General features: G+C 36.3%; 9 protein-coding genes. 3 read left to right on the top strand and 6 right to left on the bottom strand.

Features of this window, described 5'->3' with window-relative positions; all coding sequences use genetic code 11:
- Positions 1-82: 82 nt before the first annotated feature.
- The 6 genes from CWC11_RS06005 to dptF form a co-directional block, all read right to left on the bottom strand.
- The gene (locus CWC11_RS06005) at positions 83-1360 is read right to left on the bottom strand and encodes a DGQHR domain-containing protein (protein ID WP_138681953.1); all 1278 of its coding nucleotides are present in this window, start codon (positions 1358-1360) and stop codon (positions 83-85) included.
- Complete coding sequence (locus CWC11_RS06000) at positions 1353-2081, bottom strand: hypothetical protein (RefSeq protein WP_138681952.1); 729 nt, start codon at positions 2079-2081, stop codon at positions 1353-1355. The genes CWC11_RS06005 and CWC11_RS06000 overlap by 8 nt, the downstream gene beginning before the upstream one ends.
- A 183-nt stretch (positions 2082-2264) precedes the next feature.
- Positions 2265-4085: a DUF262 domain-containing protein gene (locus CWC11_RS05995; RefSeq protein ID WP_138681951.1), complete on the bottom strand. Its 1821-nt coding sequence runs from the start codon at positions 4083-4085 to the stop codon at positions 2265-2267.
- A gap of 9 nt (positions 4086-4094) precedes the next feature.
- Positions 4095-9131, bottom strand: a complete 5037-nt coding sequence (dptH, locus tag CWC11_RS05990; RefSeq protein ID WP_138681950.1) for a DNA phosphorothioation-dependent restriction protein DptH — start codon at positions 9129-9131, stop codon at positions 4095-4097.
- Positions 9112-10410: a DNA phosphorothioation-dependent restriction protein DptG gene (gene dptG / locus CWC11_RS05985; protein ID WP_138681949.1), complete on the bottom strand. Its 1299-nt coding sequence runs from the start codon at positions 10408-10410 to the stop codon at positions 9112-9114. The genes dptH and dptG overlap by 20 nt, the downstream gene beginning before the upstream one ends.
- 3 nt (positions 10411-10413) lie before the next feature.
- Positions 10414-12006: a DNA phosphorothioation-dependent restriction protein DptF gene (gene dptF, locus CWC11_RS05980; protein ID WP_138681948.1), complete on the bottom strand. Its 1593-nt coding sequence runs from the start codon at positions 12004-12006 to the stop codon at positions 10414-10416.
- A gap of 344 nt (positions 12007-12350) precedes the next feature.
- Between dptF and CWC11_RS05975 the strand changes: the two genes are divergently transcribed.
- The 3 genes from CWC11_RS05975 (at position 12351) to CWC11_RS05965 (ending at position 15690) form a co-directional block, all read left to right on the top strand.
- Positions 12351-13088, top strand: a complete 738-nt coding sequence (locus CWC11_RS05975) for a substrate-binding periplasmic protein (protein WP_138681947.1) — start codon at positions 12351-12353, stop codon at positions 13086-13088.
- Positions 13089-13108: 20 nt separating this feature from the next.
- Positions 13109-13843, top strand: coding sequence for a substrate-binding periplasmic protein (locus CWC11_RS05970; protein WP_138681946.1), 735 nt, complete (start codon positions 13109-13111; stop codon positions 13841-13843).
- Positions 13844-14091: 248 nt separating this feature from the next.
- On the top strand, positions 14092-15690 hold the full coding sequence (locus CWC11_RS05965; RefSeq protein ID WP_138681945.1) for an ABC-F family ATPase: 1599 nt from the start codon (positions 14092-14094) through the stop codon (positions 15688-15690).
- The last annotated feature ends 42 nt before the right edge of the window (positions 15691-15732 follow it).

The raw sequence follows: 15732 nt of genomic DNA, 5'->3' as shown, positions 1-15732 counted from the left end.
TATGAAATAGCTTAGGCAGCAAATCAGCACAATCAAATTTGTTTGGAATAAAAACAAAAACAAAAACAACCGCAGTGTAAATTTAATTTCTAGTTAATTTTTGATATAAGCCTTTATCTTTTATATTAAATTTAACTGATTTAGTAGGATACCCCAAGCTTGGCCCAACAATAAAAAGTATCGTGTTTTTTAAAATCCCTTGCAACTTAGTGCTTGCGATGTCAGGTATCTCGTCAAGATTCAAGTCACATAGATTTCGGTCTAACTGAGCTATTACTTCACTGCTATTGCATTTACTGAATAGCAATAATTCTTTATAAGCCATAAAACAAGCAGATAATCCAACACTTTTTCTGAAAACGGTATCTTTGGGTTGAATTAAATGCTTGTTGATAACTTTAATAAATTTCAATATTTCATTATATATAGTGCTATCTTTCTGTTTTAAATACAAATTCCTAAAAGGAGCTATATCTTCAATACCATCAAGTGAGTTACGCTCTGCATATACAATCTTGTCATTTTTAGATTTTCCCCTAGTAATCGTAGAAAGTGTATTTTTATCTCTCATGGGATTAGTTGAAAGTAACGGTAAAATCCCCTCAACGAGAGCGGCAAATGTAAAATTCCAATCATTCAAAATCTCTTTTTCTTTTACAGAAAGCTTAACTCTATCTCGAATTGGTGAAGATTCATCACTATCCAAAGCCTTTGCCATGTAGACTGCAAGTACTTCTGCACTCCAACATTCTGGGGATTTTTCATCCATATCGATTTGATATAACTGATATATTAAATTTCGATTTACTCTTCTAGGTGTTGAGTTTATGTGTGTAAAAATCTGAGCATGATATGTAAGAGGTAAGTCTAAATACAGCGAGCAAACAAGCTCCATGTCCAATACTTCATGGTCAGAGTCTTCTTCCAATAGCTTCTGAAATCCCAAGATTCTGTGTTGTCCATCAATAATTGAAGCTTTAAAACTTCCAAAAGGAACATAGAGTTTATCATCAGATAATGTCCATTTATTTTTATCTTCATTAACTATTCTATAGCCATTAGCATCAAGGTTAGCTCCTAAAATAATTGTATTAGGAAATGCAGCATCACCACTGGTGATGTAATCCTTAATTTGGTTAATTTGTTGTTTATTTTTCTCTCTCTGAGTACCGCTTGTAACTTTAGATACAAGAATTTCCATATCCCCATAACTTGCTAACTCTTTACCATCTTGTAAACGCACGGGACGACAAATATCTAGGATTTCTCTAGCTTTAGCTTTGAAAACTAAAAAATCTGCTAGTGGTTGTTGCACTAACATTGCATTAAAAAACTTTTCAACTTGAACTTTATTACTCATGCTTATCTCTTAATATTTTTTTGACATCCATATTATCTTTTTTACCAAAAAGGGTCCTATCAAGCACTTCGTCTGCATCACCATTTATTTCTCTAACTTGAGTGTTTTCATCGATTTCATCTGCTGTGGAAAAAAGGTATAGCCCCAAAGCTAACAGCAACCCTAGAAAACCAACCAGGCTAGATTTATTTGGACTTGATGAGTAAGCATAAATGATACAAATAAGTGCAATACAACCTAAGAAAAGCCCTACTGCTGATAGTACAATCTGCTCTTTGTACTTTTCCCTACGCTTAAGAATAATATTTTTCATATCAGCACTTTTAACAGAATCATTCTGGCTTAACTCTAGAGTAAATTCAGAAAAAATATCTCTGATTACTGAGTCTGCATGATAAATTTTATTACAAAGTAGCCCACCTAATAAAGCGATTGCAAATGTAAATAAATTATCTCCGCGAAAGTAACTGTTAAGGCTAGTTTGCTCCTGCAACCATGGGAACCAAATACCTGCAGCACCTAAAAAGACAATAGATACTAAAAAATAAGATAAGATTCGTATATTCTTAAGAATCTTAACAGTCCTACTTTTGATAGCTTTAAATGCAATTCCCCATTCACTCCCAATCAACACATACACCCTGATCCATTCATTAACGCCAAACAAATATATGGCTTCAAATAAACTAAAAAATAGCAAAATAATATAAAAATATATCAACTATTTCCCCTATGAAAATAAGTCATTTAGTTTAAAAATTTGACTAGCTTACTACCTTTCTTTAGGCTTAACTTAAACCAAATCGGCTAGAATTTCACGCTTAGTACTTTTAATAAGCTTTACGGAAATATAATCGCTTACAACTCTCAATATTGTTAAATCAAGCCCATCAAGTACTACCCATTAGATCCTAAATAATTCAACTAATGAGTTCTCTATTTGGGTTTTCCGTTCAGTTAATGTGTGGTTATCCCAAGTATGGTAATTTGCAATCTCTTTATTTAATTTATATTGACTTGCTGAAAAGTGTATCTTTTTGTCGTGAAAAGCTTTGTTGCCCACCAAAGAGTTAGTATCTCTTGCAAGTACAGTTAAGTTTTCTAATTTATGCTTTCTGAGCTCAACTTCTTTATCAATTACTTTAGAGGTGGACGAGTAAATATGCTCAATAGATACAAAAGGAAAATCATAAACATGGCTTTTATCTACCATATTTTCTCTACTTTTAATTGAAGAATTTTCAGAACGTAACCAGTCAAAATTTTCTTCAAGTTGTAGCAATAAATATTTTATAACTCTATTTCCATTGGTAGCATCTTTACTTTCTTTTTTTGAAAACTCTAGCTGTAATACCGCATGTTTAAATTCTTCATCAGTAGTTTTTATTTCTAAAATACTTCTTAGCTCTTTGGTTATACTTTGAACGCCATATGTTTCAGGGTTTTTATTAATCTTCTTTATCTCCTCTAGGTAAACCTTTACAACAGGATCAAACCTTTTCCCGAGAACAGTTTTAAATCTAAAAAAGAATTTCTCAAGTACTCTTACTAACTCATAAAACTTAGTCTCACTTAACTGAGTGGCAGCTAGCAACAATGGTATACACTCAGTATGCTTCAATCTAACAACTAAAAACTTTACTCTTTGATGGTGCCATTGAGATAAATTTGATCTCTCATATGGCCACTCTCCATCTTCTAAGAGTTTAATCGTATCCAAGTCCGCTGAAATACTTTTAAGCCTTGTATATATGTCATCTGGATTACAACTTTCAAAGAATAGTTTGTTAAATTTAGAAAATAAATCTAACTTCTTTATTTTATCAGCAGCCTTTGATACATAATAAAAGCTAAAATATTTCTCAACATCTCGTTCCCTATCTTCTGTTATTTCATCCCATATAACAGCTGATTTATCCTGCAACTTAACGTCTTCGTTTGCCTCGAATTTGCTAAGAGAGCTAGCTCTAAGTAAATCACATGCGCTTAAAGCTCTACCTCGGTCATTTAACACTTGGAATAACCTATATGCATCTTCGTTTTTATTTGTAGTGATCTTTAACAAATGACATTTAGATGAAAGAAGTGCATCAATTGTTTCAAAAACTTTTACTGTTTCAATAAAGTCTAACTTATCAACTCTGCTATCGACTTTAGATTTTATTAACTTTTGAGCTTTTAGTATCCTTTTATGAGAATCCGTTTTTTGAGGTAATATTTCCCTGCTGTAAACTAGGCTGTGATAAAACTCTTCATCTTTGATCGACATTCTTAGCTTCTCATATCTTATTTCTTCTAAATTTCGACTTTCAGAATAATAAAGATATTTTTTTTCAAAAGTTTCAATTAAAGATCCGACCCCTTTTTTATACTTTTCTTCTATATCGTTATGAATATCTAATAAGTTGTCTCTAATGACAGAAATAAATAATATAAACGTAGATATTCGCTGCTGCCCATCCACTACAGAAAAACACTTATGAGTTTGTTTTGCGTTTTTTGGTTTTTCTTCAATACAAACGACACCACCAAAGAAGTGCTCTAACTCATCATCATTCTCATAAGCATCTAAACACTCAAAAAGATCACTGCAAAATTCTTCAACTTCTGTAGCTTCCCAAGCATATCCACGTTGATACTTTGGTACTTGATATACACAAGAACCGTTAAATAAATTTGATACTTCTATATAATTAGGGTCTATCGTCTTTTTTTCTTTTGTCATAGTAATCTCTTATAATTCCCAAAATGCTTTATCTTTAATGCGTTTAATTTGTTTTTCACCATCAATATAAAGGCTGGTATGTTTTTCAAGCTCACGGATATTTTTCATCAAGAGTTCTTGTTCTGACTTATCATCTTTGTTGAATATGCCTTTAATATCTTGGGTTTTTATTTGCGCTACGCGATGCACAATCCAGCTTAAAATATACGCTGAATAGTCGTTTTCACTGGTTTTGAAATGGGTAATATCTTGGGTTGATAAAATAACACCCACACCGTATTCACGACCTTCTTTTAATATTTTGCGAAGGCTTGGGAAGTTTTGCGACATAAAGTTATCGGCTTCATCAACTAGTACCAGTTTAGTAACCTGTCTAAAGTCGCCTTGCACTTGTGGCTTACCTTGTTTTTGCATTTGCGAGTAAAACAAATCGAGTGTAAGCGCCACAACTAGGTTTTGTATTTCTCCTGGGTAACCCGCCAATTCAACTACAGTAATGCCATCAATGAGATCGTAAAGCGATATGCACTTGCTGGTGTCGTCTTCAAATATCTCAAGCTCACAGATACTCTCAAGCGCTGCATATAGTGAATCCTCCGCTGGTTCGCTGTCTAAAAACAATGACCACAAATCTGCCATTGTCGGTGCAGCTTTACTCCATGTAGACTTATTCGCTTTATGAATGCCTGCCAAGTCGTAAGCATCGCCAATTAATTTACGTAACTTAAGCTGCTGCTTAGTGCCTAAATTAAACGCTTTGCCCATAGTCTCTGAAAATCCACGTGCTGTGTGCACTGGCAGCATGGGCGTATCACCAAACAAACTAAGTGGGTTATATGGCAATTTATGTAAGTTAAACTTTTTGCCATTAGTCGCATTTATAAACTTATCGTCTACATAATCTGACTTGTAATCAAAAATAAGTATGCCAATTGGTTTGCCATCAACATTATTATGCTGATTACGGTAAAGCTGCGTTACCACTGACTTAGTACACTGAGTTTTACCCGTGCCCATAGTGCCGATAATACCTGAGTTAGTATTCATAAATTTAGCTGTGTTGGTTGGCTCCCAGTAAACAGGCTCGTTATTTTGCATAACATGGCCAACAAGCACTTTTAATGAATCTGTTGAAGTTGGCTTTGCCACAATACTTGTCGCAGCGTCTTCGGCAACTTTAGGTAGTACCTCATCAACAGGTTTTGGTTTATCTGGGTCTATTTTTTCAATGGGCTTTATTGGTGATACGTTGCTTTTATTTACCGCTTCGCCTTCAAGAATATATTGCTCTGGTATGTAACAAAGTTCACTACTTTGAATATTGCTAAGTAGTGTTTGCAATGGCGTACTTATGAAACGGTTTAAGTTAGCACTTGGCAATATTATTTGCAGAATATCGTCTTCAAGTGTGTATTCTTCTTTGGCAAAATCTGAATTTTCAAAAAACGCCATCATAAAGCCTTGCGGGTAATCGGCTAAATCGGCAACTTGGTAATCACCTTGTAACCACCACTCGCGATTATTCTGTAGCTCGTTAAAGTAATCATTATCATACACTTTATATAATTCAAACTTATCCACTTGCATTAATACTTGGCGAATAAACAAGCCTCGATATAAATGCCCTGCTAAGTCGTCACGGCCAAATAAGTTTTCGACTAAGTAACGCTTAAGCTCTTTAGCTTGTTGTATGCCTTTACCATGTGTGCGTTTTTTACCAATTTTTACCTCAAGCGGTAGCAAGTACATGTTGCTGCCTTTAAAGCCAACAAATAAAACGTCGTCAGATATAGCACCACTTTTTATATTTTGTGAGTAGCGCGAGAAGTCGCTATCACTCATCTTTAAGCCAATATTACCCGCAACACGTAGCATTTCGGCCACACTCATTGGTACCCATGTAATATCACTTTGATGCAGTAAACAGTTTACGTATTTATACGCACCTATTATGCTTTTTTTCTCTTTGCGGTCGTTGTCGTTGCTGGTGATCATTTTAAGTAACCATTCACCATTAAACGCATTAAATTCGTCTATTAGGCCTTTAATACCTTGAGAAAGTACTTGGTCGTATAAGTCTCGGCGCTTTGTAACTGTTATCGCATCGTAATTTGCTGAGTTAGAAAAGTTGTCTGAGTAGTGAATAAGTACCGCATCTTTTTGGCCTTTAAAAAACTCTAGTGTTACTTTAGGGTCAATAATCACCGTCCATACAGAGTTTTCGTATACCCCATCAAGTAGATCTGATAATTGCCCCGCCACTTTTAAACCTAATCCATTACTAGTTTCGTACTTTTGGCCGCACCACGCAGCTTTAGCTAAACTGTTAAACTGACTACTCAATTTTAAAGTTGCGGTACTATCAACATCAAGTTTATTTAGGCCAAAGGTTGTAAAGTAGGTGTTTTGCTCTTGATACGCAGTTTCGCCTGCTAATAAACCATGACAGGCAACGCCTGTTTTTTCGGTCAGCACATCAACTGGTACTGGCTCTACTGTTGTATCGTTCCGTACAAAACTAATGTGTGCATAATTAAATGTTGGCTCTTGTGCATTGAGCTTAAACTTACTATACGTAATACGGTTTTTGAGCATGTCGGCAATAGCATCGGCTTTGTCTTTTTCACTACCAAGCTCTGCTAACTCTTTTAGTTCGTCGTAACTTGGCGCATCTGCAAAATCATCAAAGTAAGTACGTTGCAGCGCTTTGTCGTAAATATTTACGTGAATGCGGTTTGCTTCGTCAGGAGATTTCTTTTTTAGGTAATCAACTAAGCCTAAAAATAGCGCGGTGTTGTTACCATTATTGATAGAATTAATATAAACAGTTTCTTTACTGCCTTTATCAAAAAGGACATCAAACGCTTTAGTAAACTCACTCGTTTTTTGCCTAACTAGCGGTCGTACATATTCTAGCGCCGCTTTTTTATTAGAAACTAGTTTGCACCACATACGGTTCTCGGGCACAGCTTGGTTGTATGCAAAGCCATCTGTTGCATGCCATACAAAAGGTAATAAGCCTTCTGCATTTAAACGCTTAATTGTGGCTTTAGGTAACGTATTAAAGCTATTGTCGTTTTCATCACTCGCACTAGTAACTAGTTGGGAAAAGTATGCGAGAGTTAACGGGTGCAGCGGCGTTATGTATTCTTGCTCATCAAACTCAGCAATCCCTAAATTCACTAGCATGTTTGCTTGCGGTGATAATAATGATTTGGTTTCTAACTTAGCAATGTGGGCTAAATAGCTTTCAACCACTTGATTTGCCAAGTTCAAGAAGTCAGCGCCCCAAGAGCAAGTGCTTATAAGCGCTTTTCGTTCATCTAGATAATCAAATAGTGATTCGTAAGCTGCATATAAATCTGGAAATACGCTTTCAAGATTTTCTAATGTAACTTCTGGCCTACCAGCAGTTTGTGTTGCAAGTATGCGCTCATCTTGTAGTTTTGCTTCCCAATTTAATAGGTTTTTACGCATACCAGTTGGGTTTAAGTCTTTCCCGTCAATAACGACCTTTTCTTTCGCGCGATTGTATAAACCATTGAAACTATCATTGTATAGACGGTTGAACAGGTTGGTATCAAGCACTAGTGGTAGGCTTAATGTATCTGACGAAACAGCGCCATCTACTTCAAAATTAAGTACATGCGATCCACTTTGAACTGCAAAAGTTAAGCTGTCTGTTTCATTGGCAAACTGTGCAAAATCGACAACCTGTGTTTGGTCAACCAGGAAAGTTTGGTTTGATTGCGTAACTTTTGCAGGAGTTCCTTGTTCAGCAATCTGTAAAATCCCGGCATTTGTTTGCAAAGTTATAAGCTGCTTACGTGGTACGAGCAAAAAGCTATCGGCTAAATCATCAAGATAAAAAGCGCCCTTTGGAATAACTAAAACTCTGTATTTAAAACGCTCTTGCGGTTTTTCGCGTTTAAAATCAACACTAAAATAAAGCGGTTGATTATTAAACGTTCCCGAAATTTCAGCAATGCTACGTTTGTGAGAACGGTTATTTACATCAAGAGTAATTTGTTCTTTAGTGTGCTGTAGTTTTAATTCATTTTTTTGAATTTTAGCGCCCACAAAGCTCGCTTCAATTTTAAAGTAAGTTTTATCTGCGGGCATTTGAATGATTAAATGGCGCTCTTTTTTATTCTCGCGTGCTATAAAGTCTATATCTGTGACTATTTCACTTTCAAACGACAGTAGGTTTTCTTTGTTGTCTCGGCGCTCTTTTATAATTGCGCCAAAATCGAGCTCTTCCCAATTTTGACCATCTGCAAAATGAGTATTTACAAACTTTTCGCTAAGTTCTAAATCGCCCAGCTTTTCTACAAGCTCTTGGGGGTACTTTTCAACTATCTCGCTAATATTGCCGTATAACTGGTGGTTTTGTGATAAACGTTTATCTATTTGGTCTGTATCGTCCCAGCTTACAATGGTGTTGTCGTTAAAAAGCCCTAATTCACTAAATTGAATAACGCCATCTTCTAACGCATCATAAAGTTCGGTAAAACCAAACATGGTTGCACCGTCTTCGATAATGAGCTTAAAGCGATGATCGAGCAGGCACTGCGATACTTTGTCAGTACCGCTTATTGACGAAATAAGCTCACTGAGTGATTTTTTTATTGTTGAGGGATGCCATACTTCACCAGATTTACCTAAGTCACGTGCTGAATTAATGAGTGTATCTAAATAAGAGTTGTGGATAACGAGTAATGCGCAGTCTTTTAAAAGGCCGTCTTGCGCTGATACTAAATCGCGTAAATGTGAGATAAAGTTTTCACTCAGCCCTTGTGCGCTTTCGCTATGCACAACAGGTATTAAAGTAGTATTACCAAAAGTAATAGCTGGCAGCGTTTGGTTTATGTCATTAGTTTTTAATTCAATGCTTGTATCTGCTTTATTAAGCATTGCCTGATAAAGCTTTAAACTATTATCACTATCTGGCGAGCGAAACTGAAAGCGGCTTTCACCTTCAAAACCTTTAGTTGCCCACTGGCAAAAGTGTTCAACTAAAAAGTCTTCATATAGTTTTTTTGACATAAACTGCATCTCCGCTATCACTCATTCTTTCTACATTACCCATTCTTTCAAACAAATCGATTAAGCACTCTTCACTGCTTTTATCAAAAAACACACCGCGCTTTTGAAACTCAATTAATAGTTCATGGAGCCTTAACTTTTCACTTTCACCTATACATAAATTTGTGAGCAACAGAAGGTAGTCTTGGTTTAATACTAAAAAAGATCCTGCTCGGCGGCGGTTTTGTTCAAACGGCTTAATTAAGGTTTCACGAGTGGCTTTTACAAAGTTGTTAAAAGCAGTTTCACGCGTAGCACCTTTTTTAAACTGTTCAGTAAAAAGTTTGGCTAAATTACTAATCGCTTCACTTGGAGTCGCCGCTAGGCATTGTTGGCTAGTTAGGCTTCTATCAGTATGAAATTCGGCAGCATAATTATTTAAAGCGTCGATATCACTATCAGTGAGCTCATCAAATAATTGCCATAGAGGATTTATCGTTGTTTTTACATCTTGCAGGCTTTCATTTAGAGCTAAATATGGAAACAACGAGTAACTAGATTCAATAACTTGCTTGTGCCCGTGTAATTGCAATTTAGTACGCTCTTTACTGGCTTTTTCACTGTCTAAAATAAAGTAGCAAGGCTTTACTTCAGGCTTTTGCGCCCAGCCTTTTATATTTAGTGACAATTGCGCCGTATACAAAAAGCCGTACAACTTTAAAAAGGCCTTAATATTTTGTAAAAAATGATCTGGATAGCTAACTAAGAATTTAAGATCTTGCTGAAATTGTGCTGACAAAAAAGGCAGGTAAGCACTATGTTGCTTGCGTATTTTTTGATTTTTATTAGTAACAAGTGGCGAGTCAAAAACCTTTTTCACTTCTTGCTCTAAAAAATTAAGCTGTGCTTTTGGTGCATCAGTGACTTCAACATCACCCATTAAGCTATTAAATAATGACGTAAGCCGCTCATCACCCGAGTTACTTTTATCTGGGTTTAGCACTTTTAAGGCTTGCATCTCTGGGGCTATATTTAATACTTGCTCATTATCAAAATACATTTTTTCGATAACATGCCAAAACGGTTCGCCATCTAACTTATTGGTAAAATGCGTTTTACAAAGCTTTTTAAAGTCTTCGAGCGACTCAATGTTTTTTTCAAGTTTAAGACTGTGTAGAGACTTAATGAAAAAGCCAACTACCGTTTCCCAGTCATACTTATTGTTAGCGCTATTAGCTGAAACAGGGAAATAACTAGCAGCACTATTATTTTTTGGGTTTAATTGTTCTAATAATGGCATTTATTAACCCTCACTAACCATAATGTCTTCATCATCAAGTTCTAAATGATATTTACCATCTACACCTGTAATGACTATTTCTTTGGCGGCCTTTGCTTGCTGTACGATCTCTGCGGCTAACTCATCTAGCAGTATTACTGAGTTTTTGTCATGCTTATTAGGTCGATAACCATTGTTTATATTAATCAGTAGGGACAAGAGGTTAATATTAATTGGCAACTTAAACTTTTTATCTTGCAGCTTTAAATGCGCATTAAAAAATGCACTACTGTTGGTCGTAGCGTTCGAAATAGATTTAGAATCCATAGTGAGATCTGCTGGCGCCGCAATTTGGTAATTGCCAAAATCAGACAGTAAAAAGAACTTTTTACCCAGTTTTGGTGCGTTACGGTTTATATAAGTGCGAATAGCAGCAATTAGCGTATCTCTATAAAACTCTTTTAAGTTATTTTTTTGATTGCTATCGCCATTGTAAGACTTATGTAATTGATAGACTGTAAGATAACTTTTGATTAGTGACTCATTAAAGTCATCAGCAAAGCTTTTATGGTAATTGTTAGCAAAGTCGTCGTATTTAAGTAGGTAAAATAAACGCAGATACTGAGCGCCAGTTTCAATATTAGTAATACCTAATTGGTTTAATGCGCTTATAAATACATTAAACTCTTCATCAGGCAAACCTAGATCGAAAGCAAGAATAAACCGGTCGATTTCTTTGGTACGATGATGCGCGGGGTCAAAATTCTCAATTTTATTTGCAAGTTCGTTATCTCCACCGGCAAATAAGTTATCAAATAGATACCCATCACCTAGTAAAAGCTCATGAACAAAATCGAGTAATGCGCGCGCAGTTAAAAATTGATCCCGCATTAAACGCGCTTTGAATAGCAGATCAATAATCACTTTTTGCACAGAAGGTAAACTAAGCAACTCAAAATTAGCGATTAAACGTAAAGTTGAAGTGTCGTTTTGTTGTAGCTTTTCTTTTTCAATAAGCTGGCGAATGATGTTGTTTTCTTGCTGTGTGATTCTTTGTAATAGTTTTTTTGCAAAATCACATTCATAACCATCTTCACCTATTTCAAATTTTGGGTAATCTTCAAAGTTAATAAAAATAGCAGTGTCATCTTGAGTATTTTTATTTTTAAGATATTCACTAATTTTGCTACGTATTAATTGATTTTGACCTTCTTCAGCATAATTACCTAACATACCAGCGTTTATGCCAACAACTAACGGGCTGCCTGAAGCTTCAAACTCATCAAATACCTTATCTAATGTTTGAATTGCTGTGCCATGCGGGTCAAAGCTGTGAGTAGCATCTAAATGGAATTTCATCCGTGAGCCAAAATTAACTTTAGCTTTTGTTAAAAGCTCTGATTTTCCATCACCACTACTGCCACATAAAAACAAGATTTTTTTATCGTTCGCACCAAACGATGAAATAGCCTTGCTTACTGCAGTTTCGATAGGCATTTGAATATACAAATATGACTTTACATCATCCAAAATATTTTGGTTTATAGTGCTGCGCTCTGTAGATACAGCATAAGGAGATGACTTTGATAAGACGCTGAGGGCTTCTTTCAACCGCATAATAATACTTCCAATACAGAACGGCTTTATAAAACCGCTCCTTGGTTTATCTGTTTAAAACTAACTTTTTGTTAAGTTAGTATTCATTTAGAAACAATTTACATGATCAAATAAAAAAAATATAGGCTTATTAGTTATATAACCAATAAAAACTACGCCATTAGCATTAATACGTACCTACTTTAATAAAATATGTAACTTTAAATTAGCTGCCCAGCACTATCCTCAAAGTAATATTTTCTAACGAACTATTTACACATTTACACAAACCCACGCCGCTAAAGTATTAAAGCTGGTTTATACTGTTTTAATAACAAACAAAAAATTACTCTTTTTGAGGCGCAATGAATAAAATAAAAACCGTATTACTGTGTTTGCTATTTAGTACCTCTTTGAGTGTTTTTGCCTGCGAAAGAACGCTTACCGTTGCCTCACACGATGCCTTTTGGCCACCTTATGTAATGGGTATGAACGGCCAGTTACAAGGTAGTGAAGTAGATGCGTTAAACATTATTTTTAAAGACTCCCCTTTTTGTTTTGAAGTTAAAATGCTGCCAAATTCTAAACGTGCTTTTACAGAACTTAGGCATGGCCGTATAGATTTGGGATGGGCGGCAAGTTATACCGATAAGCGTGCACAGTTTGTACACTTTACCGATAGCTATCGCACTGAGGTAATGCGCGTATACCAAAACAAAAACAATACGCATACAGTTAAAAACTTGGCTGATATTTTTGACCAAGGTTTAACTATTGGTGCTAATTTTGGGAGTTATTATGGCGCTGAGTTTGAGCAATATAAAACAACACACAAAAGCCAAATAGAGTACACCAGCGCAACTAGCAAGCGCTTTGAAATGCTTAACAAACAACTAATAGATTTTGCCATTGAAGATGAGCTTGTAGGCGCTTATTTTAGTAAGCGCGCTAATAATGTGGCGGTTGTGCCAAACTTTAATGCAATAAACACAGACGACATTCACTTAATGCTTAGCAAAAAAACTCTCTCGGTTGACGACGTTAAAGTAATTAACCAGCTTATTTTGCAAAATAAAGCCGCACTTAAAGCGCTATTTGAGTAACACGTTTGTAAGGACCTTGTATGAAAACTTTACTAATGGCGTTTATTTTTTTATTTACTCAATGTAGTGCACTCGCGTGTACTAAAACATTAATAATGGGCACCAACGAAACCAATTGGGCGCCTTATTTAATTAAGCAAGGTGATGAGTTTGTAGGCACAGAGGTTGATACAGTTAATGCTATTTTTAAGGATTCGCCTTTTTGTATTGAATGGGTTTATTTTCCGAGCTTTTCGCGGGTGCAGCAAGAGCTTAAAACAGGCCATATAGATATTACTTATGCAGCAAGCTTTACTAAAAAACGCGCTGAATATGCTCACTTTACTACTGCGTACCGCAAAGAAATTATGCTGCTTTATAAGCATGGAGGCGCAAAGGATGTAACCAGCTTAGAATCTCTTTTTGATAGTGATTATAGCCTTGCAGTAAATAGAGGAAGTTTTTTTGGCGCTGAGTTTGAAAAAGTAAAAAAACAATACGCTACCCAAGTAGTGCTAACTAGCGATGCAAATAAACGCTTTGGTATGCTTAATAAAAAGCGAGTTGATTATGTAATAGACGACTCTGTTGTTGCGCAATATTTTGCTAAGCACTACAACACGGTTATGCCCGTAAAAAGTACACCCCCTATTAATATAAATGGAGTACATTTTATGATGAGTAAACAATCGACCACACTTGCCGAGGTTGCTGTAATTAATTCGTTTATTAAAAAAAACAAAGCCGCTATCGAGCAAATTTACAGTATTTATTAATTTTATAAAAAGCTGCACTAACTACCTACATTGAGTACATTAGTAACTATTAAACCGCTACTCACGTTAAGCTGCGTTTTATACCTTCCCCTTTTAAATTTAAGTTATAAAAATTAGCCGCCTTTTACCTTTCATTCGAGCGGGCTGATCTGTATAATTCGCCAGCTAATTTACCCTATTGCTTGGTCTTGTTTGTGGCGTTTTTGCTACAGTTGGCCCCTGTCAGTACTCATTCTAGGACTAACTTTTTGATCTCCACCGCAAATATTACGATGCAGTTTGGCGCAGAGCCGTTGTTTGAAAACATTTCAGCTAAATTTGGTAACGGTAACCGTTACGGTTTAATTGGCGCTAACGGCTGCGGCAAGTCGACTTTCATGAAAATTTTAAGCGGTGCGCTTGTTCCAAGTGCGGGTAATGTGTCGATTACGCCGGGGCTAAAAGTAGGTAACCTAAGCCAAGACCAGTTTGCGTTTGAACAATACAGCGTTGTAGACGCGGTAATTATGGGCGACGTTGAGCTTTGGAAAGTAAAACAAGAACGTGACCGCATTTACTCATTGCCAGAAATGAGCGAAGAAGACGGCATGAAAGTAGCCGACCTTGAAAGTGTATTTGCTGAAATGGATGGATACACGGCCGAAAGCCGCGCAGAAGAAATTTTGCTAGAAGCCGGCATAGAAAAAGAATTTCATTACGGGTTAATGGCAAATGTTGCCCCAGGTTGGAAACTACGTGTGCTTTTAGCACAGGCGCTGTTTGCAAATCCAGACATACTGCTACTCGATGAGCCTACCAATAACTTGGATATTCATACTATTACGTGGCTAGCTAATGAGCTAAACAAACGTAAATGTACCATGATTATTATTTCCCATGACCGTCACTTTTTAAACTCAGTATGTACACACATGGCCGACATTGATTACGGCGAGCTGCGTATTTACCCAGGTAACTACGAGAAGTTTTTAGAAGCGGCAGGCCTGCAACGTGAGCAGCTTTTAGCTGAAAACGCTAAAAAGAGCGCCGAAATTGACGAGCTTCAAGACTTTGTTAACCGTTTTGGTGCTAACGCGTCAAAAGCTAAACAAGCAAGTTCGCGCGCTAAAAAAATGGATAAAATTAAGCTTGATGAAGTTAAAGCATCGAGCCGTATGAGCCCATCACTTAGTTTTGACGAAGGCAAAAAAATGTACCGTCAAGCGCTTGAAGTTAACAAGCTTGGCCACGGTTTTGATGGCGAAACATTATTTAGCGGCGGCGACTTTTTACTAGAAGCAGGCGCTAAGCTTGCGGTAATTGGCGAAAACGGTGTGGGTAAAACAACCTTTTTACGCTGTTTAGTTAACGAGCTTAAAAGTAATGAAGGCGAAATTAAATGGTCTGAAAATGCGAGTTTTGGTTACTGCCCGCAAGACAGCACAAAAGATTTTGATAACGATTTAACTTTGTTTGATTGGATGTCGCAATGGCGTACAGCTAAGCATAACGATTTAATGGTTCGTGGCATGTTAGGCCGTTTGTTGTTTACTGCCGACGATTCAAACAAAAAAGCGCGTAACTGTTCAGGTGGTGAAAAAAACCGTTTGTTATTTGGTAAGTTAATGATGCAAGACGTAAACGTACTTGTAATGGACGAGCCAACAAACCACATGGATATGGAAGCCATTGAAGCATTAAACAATGCACTTAAAGACTTTGAAGGTACGCTTATTTTTGTAAGCCACGACCGAGAGTTTGTATCGTCACTTGCTACACGCATTATTGATATTAAAGATAAGCAAGTAATTGACTTTCAAGGTACGTTTGACGAATACCTAGCAAGCGTTGAAGAGAAAAAAGCGTAAGCTTTCACCTTTAATAGCTTAAAAAAAACGGCGCTAAATTTA

The sequence above is a fragment of the Pseudoalteromonas sp. S3178 genome, assembly GCF_005886985.1.
Taxonomy (GTDB): Bacteria; Pseudomonadota; Gammaproteobacteria; order Enterobacterales; family Alteromonadaceae; genus Pseudoalteromonas; species Pseudoalteromonas carrageenovora.
The sequence above is the reverse complement of the archived record's forward strand: the minus strand, read 5'-3'. Positions and strand labels throughout refer to the sequence as shown.

Coding starts and splice junctions, on each gene's coding strand:
- CWC11_RS06005 (WP_138681953.1), bottom strand. CDS start 1,360: ATGAGTAATAAAGTTCAAGTTGAAAAGTTTTTTAATGCAATGTTAGTG.
- CWC11_RS05995 (WP_138681951.1), bottom strand. CDS start 4,085: ATGACAAAAGAAAAAAAGACGATAGACCCTAATTATATAGAAGTATCA.
- dptH (WP_138681950.1), bottom strand. CDS start 9,131: ATGTCAAAAAAACTATATGAAGACTTTTTAGTTGAACACTTTTGCCAG.
- dptG (WP_138681949.1), bottom strand. CDS start 10,410: ATGCCATTATTAGAACAATTAAACCCAAAAAATAATAGTGCTGCTAGT.
- dptF (WP_138681948.1), bottom strand. CDS start 12,006: ATGCGGTTGAAAGAAGCCCTCAGCGTCTTATCAAAGTCATCTCCTTAT.
- CWC11_RS05975 (WP_138681947.1), top strand. CDS start 12,351: ATGAATAAAATAAAAACCGTATTACTGTGTTTGCTATTTAGTACCTCT.
- CWC11_RS05970 (WP_138681946.1), top strand. CDS start 13,109: ATGAAAACTTTACTAATGGCGTTTATTTTTTTATTTACTCAATGTAGT.